Origin of the sequence: Novosphingobium mississippiense (assembly GCF_044029535.1) — a bacterium.
Classification (GTDB): domain Bacteria; phylum Pseudomonadota; class Alphaproteobacteria; order Sphingomonadales; family Sphingomonadaceae; genus Novosphingobium.
The window spans coordinates 1,597,521-1,617,592 of the sequence record NZ_CP147001.1 but is presented as its reverse complement, the minus strand read 5'-3'; the positions used below and the strand labels follow the sequence as shown (position 1 = coordinate 1,617,592).

15 protein-coding genes and 3 tRNA genes are annotated in these 20,072 nt (G+C 64.5%); 5 read left to right on the top strand and 13 right to left on the bottom strand.

The genetic code is table 11. The features are described 5' to 3' along the window. Window positions 1–11: 11 nt before the first annotated feature. The 4 genes from ribH to WBP06_RS07545 all read right to left on the bottom strand — a co-directional run bounded on the left by ribH (window position 12) and on the right by WBP06_RS07545 (window position 3,562). The gene (ribH, locus tag WBP06_RS07560; RefSeq protein ID WP_395333409.1) at window positions 12–431 is read right to left on the bottom strand and encodes a 6,7-dimethyl-8-ribityllumazine synthase; all 420 of its coding nucleotides are present in this window, start codon (window positions 429–431) and stop codon (window positions 12–14) included. A 1-nt stretch (window position 432) separates the two neighbouring features. Further along, the gene (gene ribB / locus WBP06_RS07555; protein WP_395333407.1) at window positions 433–1,758 is read right to left on the bottom strand and encodes a 3,4-dihydroxy-2-butanone-4-phosphate synthase; all 1,326 of its coding nucleotides are present in this window, start codon (window positions 1,756–1,758) and stop codon (window positions 433–435) included. A 58-nt stretch (window positions 1,759–1,816) separates the two neighbouring features. After that, the gene (locus WBP06_RS07550) at window positions 1,817–2,620 is read right to left on the bottom strand and encodes a crotonase/enoyl-CoA hydratase family protein (protein ID WP_395333405.1); all 804 of its coding nucleotides are present in this window, start codon (window positions 2,618–2,620) and stop codon (window positions 1,817–1,819) included. Window positions 2,621–2,734: 114 nt separating this feature from the next. Then, on the bottom strand, window positions 2,735–3,562 hold the full coding sequence (locus WBP06_RS07545; RefSeq protein ID WP_395333403.1) for a coniferyl-alcohol dehydrogenase: 828 nt from the start codon (window positions 3,560–3,562) through the stop codon (window positions 2,735–2,737). A gap of 189 nt (window positions 3,563–3,751) precedes the next feature. Here WBP06_RS07545 and WBP06_RS07540 point away from each other — a divergent pair, with 189 nt between their 5' ends. Together WBP06_RS07540 and WBP06_RS07535 are read left to right on the top strand one after the other, a co-directional pair. Further along, the gene (locus WBP06_RS07540; protein ID WP_395333401.1) at window positions 3,752–4,231 is read left to right on the top strand and encodes an MEKHLA domain-containing protein; all 480 of its coding nucleotides are present in this window, start codon (window positions 3,752–3,754) and stop codon (window positions 4,229–4,231) included. Next, a complete protein-coding gene (locus WBP06_RS07535) occupies window positions 4,228–5,049 on the top strand; it encodes a kinase (RefSeq protein ID WP_395333399.1) in 822 nt (273 codons plus the stop codon). Before WBP06_RS07540 ends, WBP06_RS07535 begins: the two co-directional genes overlap by 4 nt. On the opposite strand, the gene WBP06_RS07530 is transcribed toward WBP06_RS07535, so the two are convergent. Further along, window positions 5,046–6,131: a YihY/virulence factor BrkB family protein gene (locus WBP06_RS07530; protein ID WP_395333397.1), complete on the bottom strand. Its 1,086-nt coding sequence runs from the start codon at window positions 6,129–6,131 to the stop codon at window positions 5,046–5,048. The two genes, WBP06_RS07535 and WBP06_RS07530, sit on opposite strands and share 4 nt — an antisense overlap. A gap of 109 nt (window positions 6,132–6,240) precedes the next feature. Here WBP06_RS07530 and WBP06_RS07525 point away from each other — a divergent pair, with 109 nt between their 5' ends. Genes WBP06_RS07525 through WBP06_RS07515 form a run of 3 tightly spaced genes read left to right on the top strand, consistent with a single transcriptional unit; the run spans window position 6,241 to window position 13,180 of the window. Further along, window positions 6,241–8,739, top strand: a complete 2,499-nt coding sequence (locus WBP06_RS07525) for an autotransporter assembly complex family protein (protein ID WP_395333395.1) — start codon at window positions 6,241–6,243, stop codon at window positions 8,737–8,739. Then, on the top strand, window positions 8,739–12,995 hold the full coding sequence (locus WBP06_RS07520; RefSeq protein WP_395333393.1) for a translocation/assembly module TamB domain-containing protein: 4,257 nt from the start codon (window positions 8,739–8,741) through the stop codon (window positions 12,993–12,995). Before WBP06_RS07525 ends, WBP06_RS07520 begins: the two co-directional genes overlap by 1 nt. Continuing rightward, window positions 12,995–13,180 (top strand): hypothetical protein, encoded by a 186-nt coding sequence (locus WBP06_RS07515; RefSeq protein ID WP_395333391.1) that lies wholly within the window; start codon window positions 12,995–12,997, stop codon window positions 13,178–13,180. Before WBP06_RS07520 ends, WBP06_RS07515 begins: the two co-directional genes overlap by 1 nt. 500 nt (window positions 13,181–13,680) lie before the next feature. Here the strand turns inward: WBP06_RS07515 and WBP06_RS07510 are convergent. The 8 genes from WBP06_RS07510 to WBP06_RS07475 form a co-directional block, all read right to left on the bottom strand. Continuing rightward, a tRNA-Lys gene (locus WBP06_RS07510) sits at window positions 13,681–13,756 on the bottom strand. A 28-nt stretch (window positions 13,757–13,784) separates the two neighbouring features. Further along, window positions 13,785–13,860, bottom strand: a tRNA-Lys gene (locus tag WBP06_RS07505). Between the two features lie 25 nt (window positions 13,861–13,885). Then, window positions 13,886–13,961: transfer RNA gene (locus tag WBP06_RS07500), tRNA-Lys, on the bottom strand. A gap of 115 nt (window positions 13,962–14,076) precedes the next feature. Next, on the bottom strand, window positions 14,077–15,189 hold the full coding sequence (gene rodA, locus WBP06_RS07495) for a rod shape-determining protein RodA (RefSeq protein WP_395334082.1): 1,113 nt from the start codon (window positions 15,187–15,189) through the stop codon (window positions 14,077–14,079). After that, window positions 15,189–17,306: a penicillin-binding protein 2 gene (gene mrdA / locus WBP06_RS07490; protein WP_395333389.1), complete on the bottom strand. Its 2,118-nt coding sequence runs from the start codon at window positions 17,304–17,306 to the stop codon at window positions 15,189–15,191. Before mrdA ends, rodA begins: the two co-directional genes overlap by 1 nt. Further along, window positions 17,303–17,851: a rod shape-determining protein MreD gene (locus WBP06_RS07485; RefSeq protein ID WP_395333387.1), complete on the bottom strand. Its 549-nt coding sequence runs from the start codon at window positions 17,849–17,851 to the stop codon at window positions 17,303–17,305. The genes mrdA and WBP06_RS07485 overlap by 4 nt, the downstream gene beginning before the upstream one ends. Beyond that, window positions 17,848–18,747 (bottom strand): rod shape-determining protein MreC, encoded by a 900-nt coding sequence (mreC, locus tag WBP06_RS07480; protein WP_395333386.1) that lies wholly within the window; start codon window positions 18,745–18,747, stop codon window positions 17,848–17,850. The genes WBP06_RS07485 and mreC overlap by 4 nt, the downstream gene beginning before the upstream one ends. Before the next feature lie 121 nt (window positions 18,748–18,868). Continuing rightward, entirely contained in the window at window positions 18,869–19,915 is a 1,047-nt protein-coding gene (locus WBP06_RS07475) for a rod shape-determining protein (protein WP_132385298.1), read from the bottom strand. Between the last annotated feature and the right edge of the window lie 157 nt (window positions 19,916–20,072).

The window sequence follows — 20,072 nt, the reverse complement described above, 5'->3', positions numbered from 1 at the left end:
TCAACTCTCCGTCAGGCGAAGCGCTCCTTCAGGTCGTAGAGCGCGATTGCGGCCTTGGCGGCTTCGCCGCCCTTGTCCTTTTGTGCGGGATCGGCGCGGACCAGCGCCTGTTCCTCGTTCTCCACGGTAAGGATGCCGTTGCCGATGGCAATGCCGTCCATCGTCAGCGCCATGATGCCGCGTGCCGATTCCCCTGCGACGATTTCGAAGTGGTAGGTTTCGCCACGAATGACGACGCCGATCGCGACGTAGCCGTCATAATCGCCGGTGGCATCGGCCATCGAGATGGCGGCCGGGATTTCCAGCGCGCCGGGGACGGTGATCACTTCGCCCTTGTGGCCTGCAGCCTTCAGTGCGGCCTTGGCGCCGGCGATCAGCTGGTCATTGAGATGGTCGTAGAAGCGGGCTTCGACGATGAGAAAACGGGCCATGTCAGTTCGCTCCTTCGGGGGCAGCATCTTCGGAAGTGCAAGGGATCGGTCGCTCGTCCACGATGTTCAGGCCATAGCCTTCCAGCGCGACAAGCGAATGATGCGTATTGGTGAGCAGAATCATGTCGTGGACACCGAGTTCCGCGAGAATCTGCGCACCCACCCCATAGTCGCGAAGTTCTTCGATGTCAGGCATTTCGCCGGCGCGAATCTGCTGCTTGATATCCATGACCTTCGACATGGAGCTGCCGATCTGGCGATTGATCACGACGATCACGCCGGTGCCGTCTTCCGCGATCATTTCCATCGCGCGGTGCAGCAGGTTGCCGCGTTCGGGCGATTCCTCACCGAAGACATCGGTGAACATCGAAAGCGTGTGCATGCGCACCAGCGTCGGCTTCGACGGATCGATGCGCCCCTTGATCAGGGCCATCGTTTCGTCGCCGGTGGCCTTGTTGAAGTAGCTGCGGGCAAGCCACTGGCCGCCGTGGCGGCTCTGGAAGGTGATCTCGTTCTTCTTTTCGACCATGCGGTCATGCTTGCGGCGATAAGCGATCAGGTCGCGGATCGTGCCGATCTTCAGGTCGTGGATGCGGGCGAAGCCGATCAGGTCGTCCATGCGGGCCATGGTGCCGTCGTCCTTCATGATCTCGCAGATCACGCCGGAGGGGTTCAGGCCGGCAAGGCGCGAGATGTCCACGGCCGCTTCGGTGTGGCCGGCGCGGACCAGCACGCCGCCGTCACGGGCACGCAGCGGGAAGACGTGGCCGGGGGTGACGATATCGGCCTTGCTCTTGGTGCCGTCGATCGCAACGGAGATGGTGCGCGCGCGGTCGCCAGCCGAGATGCCGGTGGTCACGCCCTCGCGCGCCTCGATCGAGACGGTGAAGGCGGTTTCGTGCCGGGTGCCGTTGTGGCGGCTCATCAGGTCCAGGCCGAGTTCGTCGACGCGCTGGCTGGTCAGCGTTAGGCAGATCAGCCCGCGGCCGTGCGTGGCCATGAAGTTGATTGCCGCCGGGGTCGCCATCTGTGCCGGGATCACGAGGTCGCCCTCGTTCTCGCGGTCCTCGTCATCGACTAGGATGAACATGCGGCCGTTGCGCGCCTCGTCGATGATCTCCTCGATGGGGACCAGCATCTGGCGATCGTCGTTGGAGAACAGCACCCGCTCCAGCTTGGTCAGCGTTTCGGCGGTGGGGTTCCAGTCGGGCTCGGTGCAGTCGCGCAGCGTGTTGGCGTGAAGCCCGGCTGCGCGGGCAAGGCCCGACTTGCTCATGCCGCCTTCGGCGACGAGCTTGCGGACCTGTTCGATCACATTGCCTGCCATTGGATTATCCATTCTCACATTTTGGTGTGAGGGCGATATGAACCGATCACATCGAAATTCAAGTGCCTTTGAGCTCGGGCCGTCGCTTTTCGAGGAAGGCATCTACCGCCTCGGCATGATCGTGCGTGGCATGGGCGGCGGATTGCATGGCGGCGGCCATTTCCAGCAGCGTGGCCAGATCGGCGCGACGGCCCTCCCAAAGCAGGCGTTTGGTCATGCGCACGGCGTGCGGGGGGTTGGCGGCAATGCGGCGGGCGAGGGCGCGCGCTTCGTCCATCAGCAGATGGTCGGGCACGACCTTGGAGACGAGGCCGCAGGCCAGCGCCTCTGCCGCATCGATCATGTCGCCGGTCAGCGCCATTTCCGCCGCTTTCGACCAGCCGACCACGCGCGGTAGCAGCCACGAGCCACCATCGCCGGCGATCAGGCCGATCTTCACGAAGCTTTCGGCGAAGCGCGCGCTCTCGCCGGCGATGCGCAAGTCGCACATGCAGGTAAGGTCGCAGCCGGCACCGGCGGCGGCGCCGTTGACGGCGGCGATCACGGGCACTTCGAGTGCCGCGAAGGCGAGGGGTAGACGCTGGATGCCGCGCTTGTAGTTGAGGCGGGTACGGACCGGTTCCCCACCGTTGACGTTGCCGCCGGGCTTCATCTCATTGATGTTGCCGCCAGAGGAGAAGCCCTTGCCGGCACCGGTCAGGATGGCGACGCGTGCGGCGGGATCGCTGTCCAGCCTTTCCAGCGCGCCCAGCAGCGCCTCGATCACTTCGGGATCGGAGATCGGATTGCGCAGTTCCGGCCGGTTGAGCGTGATCGTGACGATGCCTTCGGCGTCGATCTCGTAAAGTACGGCGTCGGTCATGCTGTGGGTCCTGCTCCTTGTTCTTGCGCCCGCCTTAGCAGGTTGACGCATACGTAAAAGGGGCCGGACGCAATCCCGTCCAGCCCCTTTCGATTTTTTACGTGATGTGCGGGATCAGGCGGGCTGCTTGCTCATCATCTTGGTGATGTCCACCTGGCCGGTCGCAAGGCCACCCATGAAGCCGCCGTCCACCGGCATGACGATGCCGTTCACCACGGCGGCAAGGTCGCTGCAGATCAGCACCAGCGGGCCGGCCTGTTCGGCGGGGGTGGTATAGCGGCCCAGCGGCTCTGCCGCCGCGTCGACCACTTCCTTGCCCGAAGTGGCGTGGAAGGTAGCCATCATCGGCGTCTGCGTGGGCGAGGGGAGCGAGCAGTTGATGCGGATGCCTTTCTTGATCAGCTGTGCGCCCATGAACTGGGTCCAGACGATCACCGCTTCCTTGGAGAAGGCGTAGCCCTCGCTCACCTGATCCATGTTCGCTTCGCACCAGGCAAGGCCGGCATCGAAGCCCTTGGTGGCGAGCAGCTGCATGTGGACCGGGATACGGCGGCTCCAACCGAGGCCGCCGGTGGAGGCGATCGAGACGATGGCGCCGCCTTCACCCATCAGTGGCACCACCTGTTCGGTCAGGTGGCGGGTGCCGAGGAAATTGACCTTCATCACGTCGATCGCCGGGAAACCGCCGCCGCCGGCAAGGCCGGCGCAGTTGAACAGTGCGTCTACCTTGCCGCCGACGCCGGCCACGGCCGCTTCGATCGAGGTCGGATCGCGCAGGTCGATCTGCGTGAAGGAGGCCATCGGAACGGCGCTTTCCTTGAAGTCGAAACCGTGGACTTCAGCGCCGAGTTCGACGAGCAGCTTCGCCGTCGCTTCGCCCATGCCCGAGAAGCAGCCGCTGACGATTACGCGCTTGCCCTTGTAGCCGAGAATGTCGGTCATCCGCTTATCCTTCCTCTCTCGGGCGCGGACGCAGGACCGGCCCCAATCTCTTGTTGCAGGATAGCTAGTCGCAGTGGGGTGGGGGCTTCAACCATGCACCGGGCTGATCGCCGGTACGATGGTCCCCGATGGGTCGCAAAGCCCGCGTCGCGCTGCTAGGCCGGGTGGCGAAATTGGCGGGAGAATGGGGTGCACAGGCATGACGCGACAATCGAGGCGGGACCGGTTCCCGCGCTCTATCGCGCGGTACCGTCCGCTGGGCGGATCGCGTTGGTGGCGGAAAGCTTCCAGCGTCTGCTGCGCAAGCCGCTTGTCGCGCCCGGCGGTGACCCCGTGGCTGCCTTGTGGCGGGCGCCGTTTGCTGTTGTCGCGCATGGGGCGGAGCCAGACCCGCTGTTCTTCTTCGGCAATGCCATCGCGCTTGCCGCGTTCGAGTGCGATCCGGCCCGGTTCGTGGGAATGCCATCGCGCCTTTCGGCCGAAGCACCTTTGCGCGAGGAGCGGCAAGCGCTGCTGGACCGCGTGACGGTGCATGGGTTCATCGACGACTATTCCGGCCTGCGCATCAGCGCGACGGGGCGGCGGTTTCGTATCGGGCCGGCCACCGTCTGGAATCTTGTCGATGCAGGCGGCATCTGTAGCGGCCAGGCGGCGACGTTCGCGCCATGAGCAAGGTTGATGCGCGCGAGGTGGAGGCGGTCGTGCGTCAAGTGCACGGCGCGCTGGCGGCGGCCCGACACCGCCCGGTGGTGACCGGGATCTGCGGTGCGCAAGGTTCCGGCAAGTCGACGCTGGCGCAAGCCGTGCAGGAACGGTGCAGCGCGGAAGGATTGGCCGGTGCGGTGCTTTCGCTGGACGATCTCTACCTCACACACGCAGAGCGGCAGGATTTGGCGCGCGACGTCCATCCGCTGCTGGCCACGCGCGGGGTGCCGGGAACGCATGACATCGCGCTTGGGCTTGAGATTCTCGACCAGTTGGAGGCAGGCGGCCCGGTGGCGTTGCCCCGCTTCGACAAGGCGCGCGATGATCGCGTTGCGGAGCGCGACTGGCCGATCGTTGCGCCGGGTTGTCAGGTTCTGCTGTTCGAGGGCTGGTGCATGGGCGCCTTTCCGCAGCGGGCACGCGATCTGGCCGATCCGATCAATGCGCTGGAGGCGGATGAGGATGCGGACGGGCGTTGGCGACGCTGGGTGAACGACATGCTGGGTGATTCGTACCAGCGGCTATTCGCCCGGCTGGACCGTCTGGTGATGCTTGCCGCGCCGGGTTTCGAGGTTGTCCATCGCTGGCGCAGTGAGCAGGAAGGCGATCTAGCTGCGAGGGCCGGGCCGGAAGCGCACGTGATGGACGAGGGGGAAATCGCCCGCTTCATCGCGCACTATGAGCGGATCACCCGCGTCATCCTGGCCGAGATGCCTGCACGTGCCGACCTTGTGATCCATCTGGACGAAGCGCGGCAGCCGCTGGAGATCACGGCGCGCTAACTCGCTTCGCGCCGCACTTTGTCTGCCCGTCGATTGCGCTTGCGTTGCAGGTCTTCCAGCGAGGGTACGTGGTCGTCGATCACGTCCGCCAGCACCGCGCCGCGTTGTCCGGCCGGAAGCGGGGGCCCGCGCGTGGTGTCGCAGAAGGTCTGTCGCTCGATCTCCGCATTCAGCAATGCGCCCAGCAATACGCCGTAGGCGGACAGGAACAGCCACATCAGAAACACCACGATGGCCGAAAGCGATCCGTAAGTGGCGTTATAGTCGCTGATGTACGCGACATAGAGCGAGAAACCGAACGACACGGCGATCCATAGCAATGTCGCCAGCAGGGCGCCCGGCGCCAGCCAGCGCCATTTGGCAGGGCGTCGATCCGGTCCATAGCGCATGATCAGCGCGAACCCCAGGCTGCCCAGCAGAATGGCGGCAATCCACGTCAGCCAATTGAAGAGCGTCTGCGTGGCATCGCCAAGGTAGGTGCTGGCCTGGGTTTGCAGCCACGCGAACACGCCGCCAGACAGGATCCCGGTCAGCGCGATGAGAACGGCGGAGAGCGTCAACCCGGCCGCGCGGGACGTCAGCACGATCACGCCGCGCGTCTCGCGCTCTTCATTGATGACGTTCAGCGCGCTGATCATTCCGCTGGCCGCACGCATGCCGCCGTAGATCGCAAAGAACAATGCAATCAACAACGCGAAGCCGGTCACCCCGCGGCTGGTGGTGACGATCTGGATCAATTGCTGCTCCAGCATTCGCGCCACTTCGGGGGGCACCACCTCGACGATGCTCTGCATCTGTTCGCGCACTGTGTTCACGTCGCCGATCAGGCCGTAAGTCATCACGGTGGCCGCGATCAGCGGCGTGAGCGCCAGGAAACAGTAGAAGGCCAGACCCGCCGCCAGCAGGCCCAGTTCGTGAAATCCGCTCATCACCCAGACGCGGCGGATCACACGCCACCATGCCCGTCCGGAAAGCGCCCAGGGCGCGTTGGCATCGGCGCCGGGATGCGCGTGGGCACTGTTTGAAGCGTTGGAAACCGTATCCATTACGCCACGGTCGGTTGATCCATCGTGGGTATCCATTTACGTACCCCCTTGCAGGCGGGAACTTTCGCTGTTGCAATGCGATACGGTAAAGCACGAGGGGGCCTGTTGCCCAGTCTCGACAGGGGGATGATCAATCGCGCCGCTCATGCCAATGCTAAGCCATCACGACGGCGCCGGTTCCCGGCGGGTGCGTGAAGGTGCGGGACTGGTCACGCTGGCTCTGGTGCTGGCGGCCTCTTCCGTGCCTGCGTTTGCGCAGGACGCGACCACGTCCACCGGACGGCTCAATTCCCCGTCCGCAAGGCAATCCAGCGAGGCTGCGAACAAGGCCGGGCAATCGGGCCCCGTTCAGCCTAAATCAGCCCAGTCGGGCACCGTTCAGCCAGATGCGGCGGCAGCTTCGCAGAACGATGACGACTTGCAAGCCGGCAAGCTGGACGTTCCCGCACCTCCGGCCGATGTGACCTTGCCGGAGGTGAAGCCGATCATCCCGGATGACGAATTCAACCGCTCCGTCCCCAAGCTCGATCCGGAAGACGATCCGGAACTCGACAAGCCACTCGAATCGATAGAGGCATTCGAGCAGCGACTGGCGACGCAGAAGCCGGCGGAAAAAGCGGCCGACAATACCGGCGACAATATCGGCGACAAGGCTGGCGAAACGCCCGGCGAGAAATCCGGGCAGGGCGCCGCACGCGCGGCTGCTGCCGATGGGACCGTGCAATCGGCTGCCGATGCAGGCGCGCCTGCAACAGCCTCTTCGGCCGCAACCGAAGCGGTCGGCCAGGCGCCGGCCCGTGATCCCGAACTGAACGCGCCGCTGCCGCCGATCGACCAGTTCGAAGTGACGCCGGTGCAGTTTGCCGAGAGTGAGGAAGCCTCGAAAGATACCGAGGTGGCCTATGCTGTCCGCGTGGATGGGCTGGAAGCGGCCGATGACGCGACCGATATCGACCTGAAGAGCGAATTCAAGTCCCACTCGGCATTGAAGAAGACCGGGAAGGCAGCCAATATCGCCATGCTGCGCGCGCGCCTTTCCGAAGATGCGACGCTGATGCAGACCGTGCTCGCGTCCGAAGGGTGGTATTCGCCCACCATTACGACGCGGATCGAACGCAATCGCAACGGGCAGGAAGGGCCGCCGCTGACTGCGGTGATCACCGTGGCGCCCGGCAAGCGATACGTCTTCTCCGACATCGTGGTGAAGGCCGATCCCACCATCCCGCCGACGCTGATCGCGGACAATCTGGCCCTGAAGGTCGGCGACCCGATCATTGCTGAGAAAGTGCAGGGGGCAGAGGCGCAAGTGGCGCTGGCCCTGCCCGAAAACGGCTATGCCTTCGCGCAAGTGGGGGACCGGGACATCCTGCTGGACCAGGATACCGGAGACGGCGCTTATACGCTGCCCATCGACGTTGGCCCGCGCGGCCGCTTCGGCGGGTTCACCACGGCGGGCGATCTGGCTTTCGACGTGAAGCACGTCGCCGTGCTGTCCCGCTTCAAGAAGGGTGAGCTTTACGACAGCCGCAAGGTGGACGACCTGCGCAAGGCGCTGGTTGCCACCAGCCTGTTCTCCACCGTCTCCGTCGAACCGCGCAAGACCGGCGAATCGGCCGGGCCGGACGGCACCGAATATGTGACGCTCCACGTCCAGCAGGATGCCGGCCCGCCGCGCACGATTGCGGGAACGGTGGGCTATGCCACGGGCGAAGGGCTCAGCGCACAGGCAAGCTGGACGAATCGCAACATGTTCCCGCCCGAAGGCGCGCTGATCTTCAGCGGCATTGCCGGTACGCGCCAACAGGGCCTCAGCTCTACCTTCCGGCGGTCCAACGCGGGCAAGCGGGATCGTACGTTCGAACTCGTGGCCGAAGCGTTCCACAACGATTACGACGCCTACAGCGCCTATACCGGCCGCATCGCCGTGCGCATGGCGCGCGATTCCACCCCGCTGTGGCAGAAGAAATTCACCTACGCTTACGGGGCTGAAGCGCTGATCACCGGGGAGACGGACTACAACGTCGATACCGGCACGCGCGATCGCAAGCTCTACTATGTGGTGGGTGTTAACGGGCAGGCCGGGTTTGACAGGACCGACAGCCTGCTCGATCCCACACGCGGTTTCCGCTTCACGGCTCTGGTCCAGCCCGAGGCGACGGTGAAGGGCGGTTTCAATCCCTACGTGCGCAGCCGGGTCGATGCTTCGGGCTATTATCCGGTGACGGACGGGCTGGTGCTGGCCGGGCGCGTGCGGCTGGGTACGATCCAGGGCGCACAACTGTTCGACATTGCGCCGTCGCGCAGGCTCTACGCCGGCGGCGGCGGTTCGGTGCGCGGCTACAGTTATCAGGCGCTTGGCGAACAGGCACCAGACGGCAAGGCCGTCGGCGGGCGCAGCCTCAACGAAGCCTCGGTAGAGGCGCGCTATCGCTTCGGCACTTACGGCGTGGTGGCCTTCGTCGATGCCGGCCAAGCCTATCGGGAAAAGATTCCGCAGTTCAATAACTTGCGCTACGGCGTAGGCATCGGCGGGCGCTTCTACACCAACTTCGGCCCGGTCCGGCTGGACCTGGCGACCCCGATCGACCGGCAGCCCGGCGAATCACGCATCAACATCTACGTATCGATCGGACAGGCGTTCTGATGGAAGAGAACGGCGAAGTCCTGCCGCCCGAAGGCGAAAACGCAGCAGCAGAACCGGCGCGCAAGCGCCCCACGCTGGGCCGCCGCCTGCGCATTCGTGCGCTGAAGACCATTGTCGGGTTGTTCCTGGGCGTCGTCGTCCTTGCCGCGGTGGTGATCTTCGGGATCGATACCGGGCCGGGTCATCGCTTCGTGGCCGAACAGATCGCCGCGCTGCGGTTCGAGAACGGGATGCGGATCAAGGTGGGGCGGATCGAGGGTTCGCTCTACAGCAAGATGACCTTGCACGACCTTTCGGTCAGCGATCCGCAGGGCGAGTTCCTGTTCTCTCCGCAGATCGACGTTGACTGGCGGCCCTTCGCCTATCTGCGCAATCATGTGGATGTGCGCAGCGCCATGGCGGAGCGGATGATCCTGCGCCGCACGCCGAAGTTCAAACCGACGCCGCCCAGCAACGAACCGCTGCTGCCCAACCTCGATATCGACGTTGGCCGCCTGCGGATCGCCCGCTTCATTGCCGAGCCGCCGGTTGCGGGCGTGCGTCGTATCCTTACCGTCGACGGCCGTGCACATATCGCCGACGGGCGGGCGGAAGTCTTTGCCAAGGGCGGCACGATCGCCATCGAGGGCAAGCAAGGTGGCGATCGCTTCGATTTGGTGCTGGATGCGGTGCCGGCGAAGAACCGATTGGCGCTGAAGGTCGATCTCGATGCGCCGACGGGCGGCGTGATCGCGGCATTGGGCGGTTTCAAGCAACCGCTGGCGCTTCGTCTGGACGGCAAGGGGGACTGGAAAGCCTGGAACGGGGCGTTCGAAGCCGATCTGGGCGGCGGCGAGTTGGCCCGGCTGGGGCTTTCCGCGCGGGACGGCACGTTCGTGGTCAAGGGGCCGACGCGGATCGCGCGGCTGTTCACCGGCCCCACGGCGGGGCTGCTGGGGCCGATCACCAATCTTGACCTGACGGCCGTGCTCGACAAGCGGCGGGCGAAGCTTTCCGGTCTGGTTTCCAGCGATGCCTTCACGCTGCGCCCGGATGGCACGATCGACCTTTCGCAGAACACGTTCGACGATCTGCGCCTGCAATTCGCCCTGCTGAAGCCCACGGCGATCGCCAAGAACCTTAGCGGCGCGGGGCTTACCGCATCGCTTGCGCTCGATGGCGCGTTCACCCGGCCGAAGGCGGCCTATCGCATCAACGCCGCGCAGATCATGATGGACGACATGGGGCTGCAAGGCTTCAGCGCTCAGGGCGCGGCCCGGGTGGATGCGGACAAGATCCTGATCCCGGTGAGTGCCCACGTCCAGCGGATCGTCGGACTGGATACCGTCGCCGGCGGCACGCTGAACAATGTCCGGCTGGATGGCGATATCGCCATCGACGGCACCCGCGTCCTGTCGGACAACATGCGCCTCAGATCCGATCGAATCGATGCCAAGCTGATCCTGGCGGCGGACCTGGCGAAGGGTTTCTATACCGGCGCCATCGACGGTAAGCTCGACAATTACCGCCTGGAAAGCGTGGGGATCTTCGACATCCGCACGAACATGGACCTGAAGAGCGAGAAGAATGGCTTCGCGCTGGAAGGGACTGTTCACGCCCGTTCGCGCAAGTTGCTGAATTCCAGCCTGGAGACATATCTGGGCGGCAATTTCGCGGCATCGTCTCGCGTGCGCTACGGTTCCGACGGGATCGTGCATTTCTCGTCGGTAAGGCTGAACGCGCCGGATCTTCGGATTGTGGACGGGCAGGGCAGTTGGTCGCCCGATGGCCGGATCGCGCTTGCCGCGCGGGGGGCTTCAGACCGTTACGGCGCTCTGGGCGTGCGGGTGACGGGCACCATCGCCAATCCGGACGCACACGTTACTGCGGAACATCCCGGCTTCGGCATCGGCCTTGCCAATCTGGACGCGCGGATCACCGGCGTGCGCGGCGGCTATCGTTTCGACGTGAAGAGCGATACCGATTACGGCCCGCTCAAGGCTGACGTCACTCTGACGACCGGCCGGCAGATGGCTCTCCAGATCAACAGCGCGAATCTTTCCGGCGTCGATTTCGCCGGCCAGCTTACGCAGACATCGACGGGGCCCTTCGCCGGTCAGCTGACCGCGACCGGCAATGGCATCGGCGGTGCCCTACGGCTTTCGGCAGACGGCAAGTATCAGGCGGTGGATTTCAACCTGCGCGCCAAGGATGCCGTGTTCCCCGGGCCTGCGAAGCTCACCATCGGCTCCGCGCTGATCGATGGTCGGGCCGTGCTTTATGACAAGCCGCTGGTGATTGCGGATGCGCAGCTGGCGGGAACGTCGCTGGGTGCGCTCGATCTGGCGGCGGCACGTGTGCTGGTCAATTATCGTGACGGACGCGGGCAGGCCAAGGCACTGATCGAAGGTGTCAGCGGCGTGCCGTTCCGTCTGGGCGTGAACGCCGATCTGGCGCCCGAACTGTGGCGCGTGGCGCTGTCCGGCCGTGTGCGTGGCCAGTCGCTGCGCACGCTGAGCCCGGCGCGCATCGTTCCGGGCAAGGACGGCTACGAACTGCTGCCCACCACGCTCTCGCTCGGACGCGGCAAGGCGCGCGTGGCGGGCAAGTACGGCGCCGGCATGAAGCTGGAGAGCCGGTTCGAGAACTTCGATGTGGGCGTCTTCAACGCTTTCGTTCCCGGTTACGGACTGGGCGGCACCGCCAACGGCAGCTTCGATTTCGAACAGGCCGGCGCGGGCAGTTTCCCGCAAGTGGATGCGCGCCTGTCGGTGAATGATTTCACCCGGACCAGTTCCAGCACGGTCAGCCAGCCGGTGGACATCAATTTCCTGGGCAAGCTGGTTTCGGACGGGGCCGAAGCTCACGCCGTCATCCGCAAGCGCGGCAGCGTGATCGGCCGGATGGAGGCGACGCTGCGTCCGCTTCCCCCCGGTGAAGGATCCTGGGTTTCGCGCTTGATGGAGGCGCCGCTGGGTGGCGGCATCCGCTACAACGGACCGGCCGATACGCTGTTCTCGTTCGTCGGACAGGCCGGGCAGACGCTCAGCGGTCCGATCGGCCTGGCGGCGGACTTCTCGTGCAAGCTGTCGGACCCTTGCGTGAACGGCCTCGTGAAGGGGCGGGATCTGACCTACGAAAACCTGGCCTATGGCACCAAGCTTACCAGCATGAGCCTGGAAGGCCGCTTCAACGGGAACAGCTTCGAACTTCAATCGCTGAATGCGACGGCAGGCAGCGGTACGGTCAGCGCCAGTGGCCGCATGAGCCTGGCCGCTGCGGCGGGCTATCCGATGGATCTGACCGTGAAGCTGGACCGGGCGCGGCTTGCGCGCAGCGCTTCGCTGTCCGCCAGTGCGACCGGCACGCTGAACCTGACCAAGCGCCAGGGTGAGACGGCGCTGCTGTCCGGCCAATTGATCCTTCCGGAAACCCGGTACGAGATCGTACGCGAAGGCGCGGTGGAAGTGCCGCACCTGACCGGCGTTCGCTTCAAGCCGAAGACCGGGCCCACCCGTGTGACCGGGGATGAGGAAGTGGAGCAGATCGGCACCGCATTCTCGTCGCTGCGGCTCGACCTGCATCTGAAGGCTCCGGACAAGCTCTATGTCTCGGGCATGGGCCTCGATTCGGAATGGAGCGCCGATTTCACCGTTGGCGGCACCAGCTCGGCGCCAAGCCTGACGGGCGACGTTACGCTGGTGCGCGGCAATCTTGATTTCGCCGGACGCTCGTTCAACATTTCCGAGGGCAAGATCTCGTTCAACGGCGGCCGCACGATCGATCCTTCGGTCTCGATCAAGGCTACCGAGACGATCGAGGATGTGAACGTGACCGTCTCGGTCAGCGGCCGCGCCTACAACCCGCAGATCGAATTCACGTCCGAGCCCAGCCTGCCGGATGACGAGATCCTGTCACGCATCCTGTTCGGCAGCTCCATCGCGAACCTTTCGGCCATTCAGGCGGTACAGCTGGCCACGTCGCTGAATTCGCTGCGGGCCAGCGGCGGCGGGCTCAACCCGCTGGGCAAGCTGCGTTCGGCTACGGGTATCGACCGGTTGCGGATCCTCAGCCCGGACGAGGCCAGCGGGCGCGGTACTGCGCTTGCGGCCGGGCAATATCTGACGGACGACATCTACGTCGAACTGATCACCGATGCGCGCGGCTTCACGGCCACCCAGATCGAAGTGAGCGTGACGCGCTGGCTCTCCGTGCTCAGCCAGGCCGGCGGCTCGGGCGTCAACTCGGTCAGCGTGAAGATCAAGAAGGACTACTGATGCGACGGCTGCTTCTTGCCGCCGCTGTGCTGGCCCTGGGCGGATGTCACCGCGAGCCGACCTTTGACGAGCGCTACAAGGCCGCACAGACGCAAATCGACCAGAAGGCGCGTGAGATCGATACCCAGGCAATGGGTTCGGGCGTGCCTTCCGCGATCGACGAGGATGAAGCCGACGCGAAGTAGTCCGTCGCTGCGCAACATGTTCCGGATATGGTGCGAATTGCCCGCAATCCGGCATTCATCCCGATATGCCCTTGCAAGCCTGCCTTAACTGGATCCGATGCATGATCGCAGAACGGATGGCCTCTTATGGGCGTGGTCGTCTCGAACGGAGGTGTTCGGTGAAGAGGGCGTTCATATCGGCTTCCCTATGCGCTTTGGCGCTGGGAGGTGCTGGACAGGCCTATGCAGGTATAAAGGCGTCGACTTCGGTGCCCGACACGCGAATCGGACATGCGCCGCCCGGTGATACAGGCGGACATTCGAGTTCCCGCAACCAGCGTGATTCGCGTGTAACCGATTCGAATCGGGTCGATTTTCAGGGACAGGATGCAGGCCGTTCCCATGACGGAACTCAGCGTGGCGCCAGAGGCAACTGGAAGTCGCACGGCTGCTGACTGACAATATGATGGGGGGGAGGTGGCCAGAATACGCCACTACGGCAATTGCCGGGAAATACGCGGTGGTGGACGCACTTGGGCTCGAACCAAGGACCCGCTGATTAAGAGTCAGCTGCTCTACCAACTGAGCTATGCGTCCACACGCGTTGCCGCGTAAGGTACGGAAATGGTGGACGCACTTGGGCTCGAACCAAGGACCCGCTGATTAAGAGTCAGCTGCTCTACCAACTGAGCTATGCGTCCACGCGTTTCCGCGTAAGGACAGGACTGGTGGACGCACTTGGGCTCGAACCAAGGACCCGCTGATTAAGAGTCAGCTGCTCTACCAACTGAGCTATGCGTCCACACTTTGCCCTGGCCGGGCTGCCGTTTCAGAGCCTTGCGGGCTCCTCCTCGGCGGCGGAGAGGCCCCTATAGCGGCAAAAATTTGGATGGGAAGGGGGTAGTTTCAGATTTTTTTCAGGAAAGGCTGCTTGGACGGTTGCTCCAGCGGCGAACAGCCATCAGCGTGCCGATGCAGATCATGTTCGTCATCATCGACGTGCCGCCGTGGCTCATGAACGGCAGGGGGATGCCCACCACGGGTGCCAGGCCCATCACCATCATCAGGTTGATTGCAACGTAGAAAAAGATCGTCGCAGTCATGCCGGCGGCCAGCAGGCTGGAAAACCGGTCCGGTGCGTTGCGGGCAACGCGCATTCCCCAGGTCAGCACGATGGCAAAGACGAACAGCACGAAATATCCGCCCATCATGCCCCATTCCTCCGCCATGGTGGCGAACACGAAGTCGGTATGCGGCTCTGGCAGGTACTGCAGGTGGCTTTGCGATCCGTTGCCGAATCCCTTGCCGAAGATGCCGCCTGATCCGATCGCGATCTTGGACTGGGTGATGTGATAGCCCGTGCCCAGCGGATCGCTTTCGGGGTCCATGAAGGTCAGCACGCGGTTGCGCTGGTAATCATGCAGCAGCGTGAAGAAGGCGATCGGGCCGGCGATCAGTCCGCTGATGCCCGCGCCCACGAACCACCACATCGGAAGGCCCGCCAGAAACATCAGGACGCCGCCGCCGAAGCAGATTGCCAGCGCGGTGCCGAGATCGGGCTGAATGGCAACGAAAGCCACGGGCAGCAGGATCAGCACGCCGGCCGGCACCAGGCCGCGCCAGCTTGCCGTCATCGCATGGGGCAGCGTCTCATAGAACCGCGCCAGCACCAGGATGATGGCGGGTTTCATCAGTTCCGACGGCTGCAGCGTCATAAAGCCCAGATTGAGCCAGCGCTGGCTGCCGCCACCCACCGCGCCGATCGCTTCCACCAGAACCAGCAGAACGACGATCGCACCGTAGATCGGATAGGCCACCATGCGGAAGAAATCCCGGCTGATGCGGGAAATCACGATGGCCATGCACAGGAACACGAAGAAGCGCAGCACATGGCTGAGCGCATAGGGCTGCAGGCTGCCGCCGGCCGCCGAATAGAGCACCGCCGCGCCGAGCGAGACCAGTCCCGTCAGTGGCACCAGCATGCCCCAGGGTTGGCGGGCGATGGTGTCGGGGACGATGGAACGGCTGATCATTGCGGAGTTCCGGGAGTTTGCACGGGTCCGGGCGTAGCAGTTGCAGTGGGAGCGGGCGAGGGTGCTGCGGCCGGTGCCGGGTTATCCCCGCCACCGGGTTCCGGTGCCGGGGATTGAGCGTCTCGCACGATCGGCTGTTGTGGTTCGGCGCCTGAAGCGCCTTGATCGACAGCCTGATTTTCCTGCTCAGGAGAAACCGCAGGCGCGCCGACGCCGAACTCGGCCGCATACTTGCGATAGCGCGCGTCAAGGCGCTCTTTCGGAGTGCCTCCCCAGCCTTTCTCAAGCTCGGTCAGGATATCCATGCCCCTTTGCTTGTCGAACACATAGGTCAGGATATCACGGGCGATCGGATAGGCGGCAGGCGAACCGCCGCCATGCTCGACAACGACCGAGCAGGCATAGCGCGGGTTTTCAACCGGCGCGAAGCAGATGAAATGGCCGTGGTCGCGGTGCTTCCACTGGCCGCCCTTGCCGTTGCCCATGTTGAGGCCGACGACCTGCGCCGTACCGGTCTTGCCGGCCAGCTTGATGTCGGGGAAAGGCAATGCCGCGTGACGCGCGGAACCCGGGCCATTGGCGACGTCCGACATCGCCTGATGAACATAGGCCAGATGCTCGTCGGGAATGCCGAGCGGCTTGGGCGGTTGGTAATCATGGCCGTGGATCAGGCGCGGCATGATGATCTTGCCGCTGGCGATTCGCGAAACCTGGATCGCCTGCTGCAGCGGGTTCACCAGGAAGTAGCCCTGACCGATCGTGGCGTTGACCGTGTCGAAGGTCTGCCATTCCTTGCCGTACTTCTTCAGCTTCCATGCCGGATTGGGCACCGTGCCGTAGGACTGGCCGGAAACCGGGAGGGGGAAATCGTGGCCAAGGCCCAACCGGCTCGCCATCGCGGCGATCGGGTCCATGCCCATGCGCTGCGCGAAGTGATAGAAATAGACGTCGCAGCTCTGGTAGATGCCCTTGGCCATGTTGACCTGGCCGTGGCCGTGGTGTTGCCAGCAGTGGAACACGCGGTTGCCTACGCGCAGGCCGCCGCTGCAGAACACCGATTCGTTCGGGTCCAGCCCGGCTTCCAGAAACGAGAGCGCGACCATTGGCTTGACCGTGGAGCCCGGCGGATAGAGCCCGCGCAGAACCTTGTTGCGCAGTGGCACATGATCGTCGTCCGCCAACATCTTCCATTCGAGGCGGCCGATGCCGTCGGAAAAGCTGTTGGGATCGAAGCTGGGCATGGAGCACATCGCCAGGATGTCGCCCGTCTGACAGTCCATCACCACCACCGCCGCCGATTCGATGCCGATCCGGCGCGACGCATACTCCTGAATGCCGGCATCGATGGTGAGCTTGATGGTCTTGCCGGGAATGTCCTCACGCGTGTCGAGGTCGCGCACGATGCGGCCCGATGCGGTGACTTCCACCCGGCGGGCGCCGGGGGTGCCGCGCAGTTCCTTTTCGTAGAACTTTTCGAGCGCGTCCTTGCCGACCTTGTAGCCGGGCGTGATCAGGACCGGGTCGTGGTCCTTTTCATACTCTTCGGCGGAAGCGGGGCCGACGTAGCCGATCAGGTGGCCCACGTCGGGCCCCAGCGGATAGAATCGCGAATAGCCGCGCTGCGTCACCACGCCGGGCAGATCCGGCAGGCGGACGCTGACGGCGGCAAACCGCTCGAAATCAAGACCACTGGCGACTTCGACGGGGGCGAACCCCCGCGACTTCTCGATCTTGTCCTCCAGATCCTGCATGGCGATGGGCGACATGCTGAGAAGCTGGCCGAGCACGTTCAGGGTGTGGGCCTTGTCCTCCATGCGTTCCGGCACCACGTCGACGCGGAAGTCTGCGCGGTTGGAGGCGAGGGGAGTGCCGTTGCGGTCGAGAATCCAGCCGCGACGCGGCGGGATCAGCGAGAGGTTGACGCGGTTGCTTTCCGCCTCAAGCTTGTATTTCTCGTTCTGCCCGATGGCGAGATAGGCCATGCGGCCGGCCAGCAGCACGCCAATGCCGCCCTGGATGCCGCCTATGACCAGGCTGCGCCGGTCGAAGCTGTTGCGCAGCGTGCCGGCACTGACGTGGCGCGGTTGGATAAGGCGCCGGAAATTGATCTTCATCGCGCGACCAGGAACGGCTTCAGGCGGAAGCGGTCGGCAATGGCGACGAAGCGGTCGACAAGGGGATAAGCGAGCACGGAAATCACGATCTGCGGTACGATCACACGGAGGGGGGCATCCGCCCCGCCGACATTGGCGAGGCCCAGGCACAGCACGATATAAGTCAGGATCAGGCCATTCGCCACCAGCCACTCGATCACGAAATTGCGCCAGGGCAGGCGGGTTTCGACAAGATCAAGCACGATGGAAGAGGCCGACCAGAGCAGTACGGCACAACCGAAAGGCTGGCCGGAGAACAGATCGTCGAACAGGCCCAGCGGCAGGCCCGCCCAGATCGGCAGAAGTCCCGGTCGCAACTGGTGCCACGACAGGAAGACCAGATAACCGAGCGGCGGCATGACCGGGGCCGACGCGACCAGCAGCCACGACGGGGCAATCGATGCCAACATAATCGTCAGCCACGGGAAAGCGCGCGCCAGCGGCGGCCAGGGCGCGCGGTTGATGCTGCGACGGGTCTGGCTGTGTCCGGCCCGGAACAGGTTCATCGCTTGCCCGCCGGCTTGATGCCATCGGTTGTCGGGGCCGGAGGTGGCGGGGGCGGCGGCGCCCAGGCCCTTTCGACCATGACGTAATCGGTATCCGAGGGATTGCTGAGCACGCGGGCAATGGCGCCGTCGCGCAGCAGTTCGGTGACGATCGCCATCGGCGTGCCGGGGCGATAGAGCCCGCCCGAACCCGAGGTGACGAGCACGTCGCCCTTCTTTAGCGGATTGATGCCCAGGTTGATCAGGCGGATGCGCAGCGTGCCGTCCGAAGCGCCTTGCGCGAATGCCGGAACGCCGTCGGTTGAACGGCGGACAGGCACCAGGCTTTCGCTATCGGTGATCAGCAGCACGCGGGAACTGGATGCCCCCACTTCGAGCACGCGGCCGACAAGCCCCATCGGCGAGCGCACCGGCATTCCGGTGATAACGCCGCGATCGTGCCCGGCGCCCAAGGTGGCGTAACGGCGGGTGCTGCTGCCGGTCGACGCGGTGAGGCGCGCGAAGGCGACCGGCGTGGCGTCGGTTTCGGGAATGCCCATCAACGCCTTCAGGCGCTGGTTCTCGACACGCGTGGCATCGGCCTGGACAAGGCGCACTTTCGCCTCAGCCAGTTCGCGGCGGATACGTGCGTTCTCGTTGCCGGAATGGAAGAAACCGGAAACGTCCGCAATCGCGTTGCGGCCCATCTCGCGTCCGCCTGCGACAGCCTGGCTGGCAGGCTCGGTCGCGTCGGAGGCAAGGCCGCGTAGCGGGGAGAACACGTCGGGGTTGACCAGCGAGACCACCACGAGCCCCAACCCCACGACAGCGCCCAACACGCCCGCGGAATAGCTCAGGAAGGTGGAATATTGCGCTCTGCGCGAATAGCTGGAGCGCCTGTTTGCGGGCGGCGCCATGCGCCATGCACTCCTGAAACAAGGGCGGACGGGCCGCCGTTAATGGCCTTGCCGACGAAACCTTCGCCGGAATCAAATGCGGGCGGCGCGTGCCCTGGGGCCGCGCCGCCCGCGCGAACGCTTATGCGGACATCAGGACGCCGCGATAGACCGGGTCTTCCATCGCGCGGCCGGTGCCAAGCGCGACGCAGGACAGCGGATCTTCGGCGACGCTGACCGGCAGGCCGGTTTCTTCGCGCAGATAGTCGTCCAGGCCCTGGATCAGCGCGCCGCCGCCGGTGAGCACGATGCCCTGGTCGACGATGTCGGCTGCGAGTTCCGGAGCGGTGTTTTCAAGCGCGATGCGCACGCCTTCGATGATCGCGCCGATCGGTTCCGCCAGCGCTTCGGCGACGTTCGCCTGGCTGATGGTGATTTCCTTCGGCACGCCGTTGACGAGGTCACGACCCTTGATGTGGATCGTTTCGCCGATGCCGTCGGCCGGGATGGTGGCGATGCCGTAGTCCTTCTTGATGCGTTCCGCCGTGGCGTCTCCGATCAGAAGGTTGTGGTGGCGGCGAACGTAGGAAACGATCGCTTCGTCCATCTTGTCACCGCCGACACGCACCGAGGTGGTGTAGGCAAGGCCGCGCAGCGAAAGCACGGCGACTTCGGTGGTGCCGCCGCCGATGTCGACAACCATCGAGCCGACCGGTTCGGTAACCGGCATGTCGGCGCCGATCGCGGCGGCCATCGGTTCGAGGATCAGGTAGACCTGGCTGGCGCCGGCGTTCGAGGCAGCGTCACGGATCGCGCGGCGTTCGACCGAAGTCGAGCCCGAGGGCACGCAGATCACGATTTCCGGATAGCGGAACAGGTTCTTCTTGCCGTGCACCTTGCGGATGAAGTGCTTGATCATCTCTTCCGCGATTTCGATGTCGGCGATCACACCGTCGCGCAGCGGGCGGATGGCTTCGATGTTGTCGGGCGTCTTGCCCATCATCATCTTGGCGTCATCGCCCACGGCCTTGACCTTCTTGACGCCGTTCAGCGTTTCGATGGCGACTACCGACGGTTCATTCAGCACGATGCCGCGATCCTGAACATAGACGAGCGTATTGGCGGTACCCAGGTCGATAGCCATGTTCTGGGAGCCGAGCTTGAAGAATCGCGAGACGAGCGAAGCCATCAGTAATCCGTTGTCTTTCAGGCCGCTTGCCGCCCTGTTGGGGGACGGCGTGGCCGGCTTGTTTGAAGGAGAGACAGCCCCTTAGCCGATCGATTTGCGAAAGGCCAAAATTTTGTGACGATTTTTCGTGGGAATCCGCAAGGCTCCGTCTCGAAAT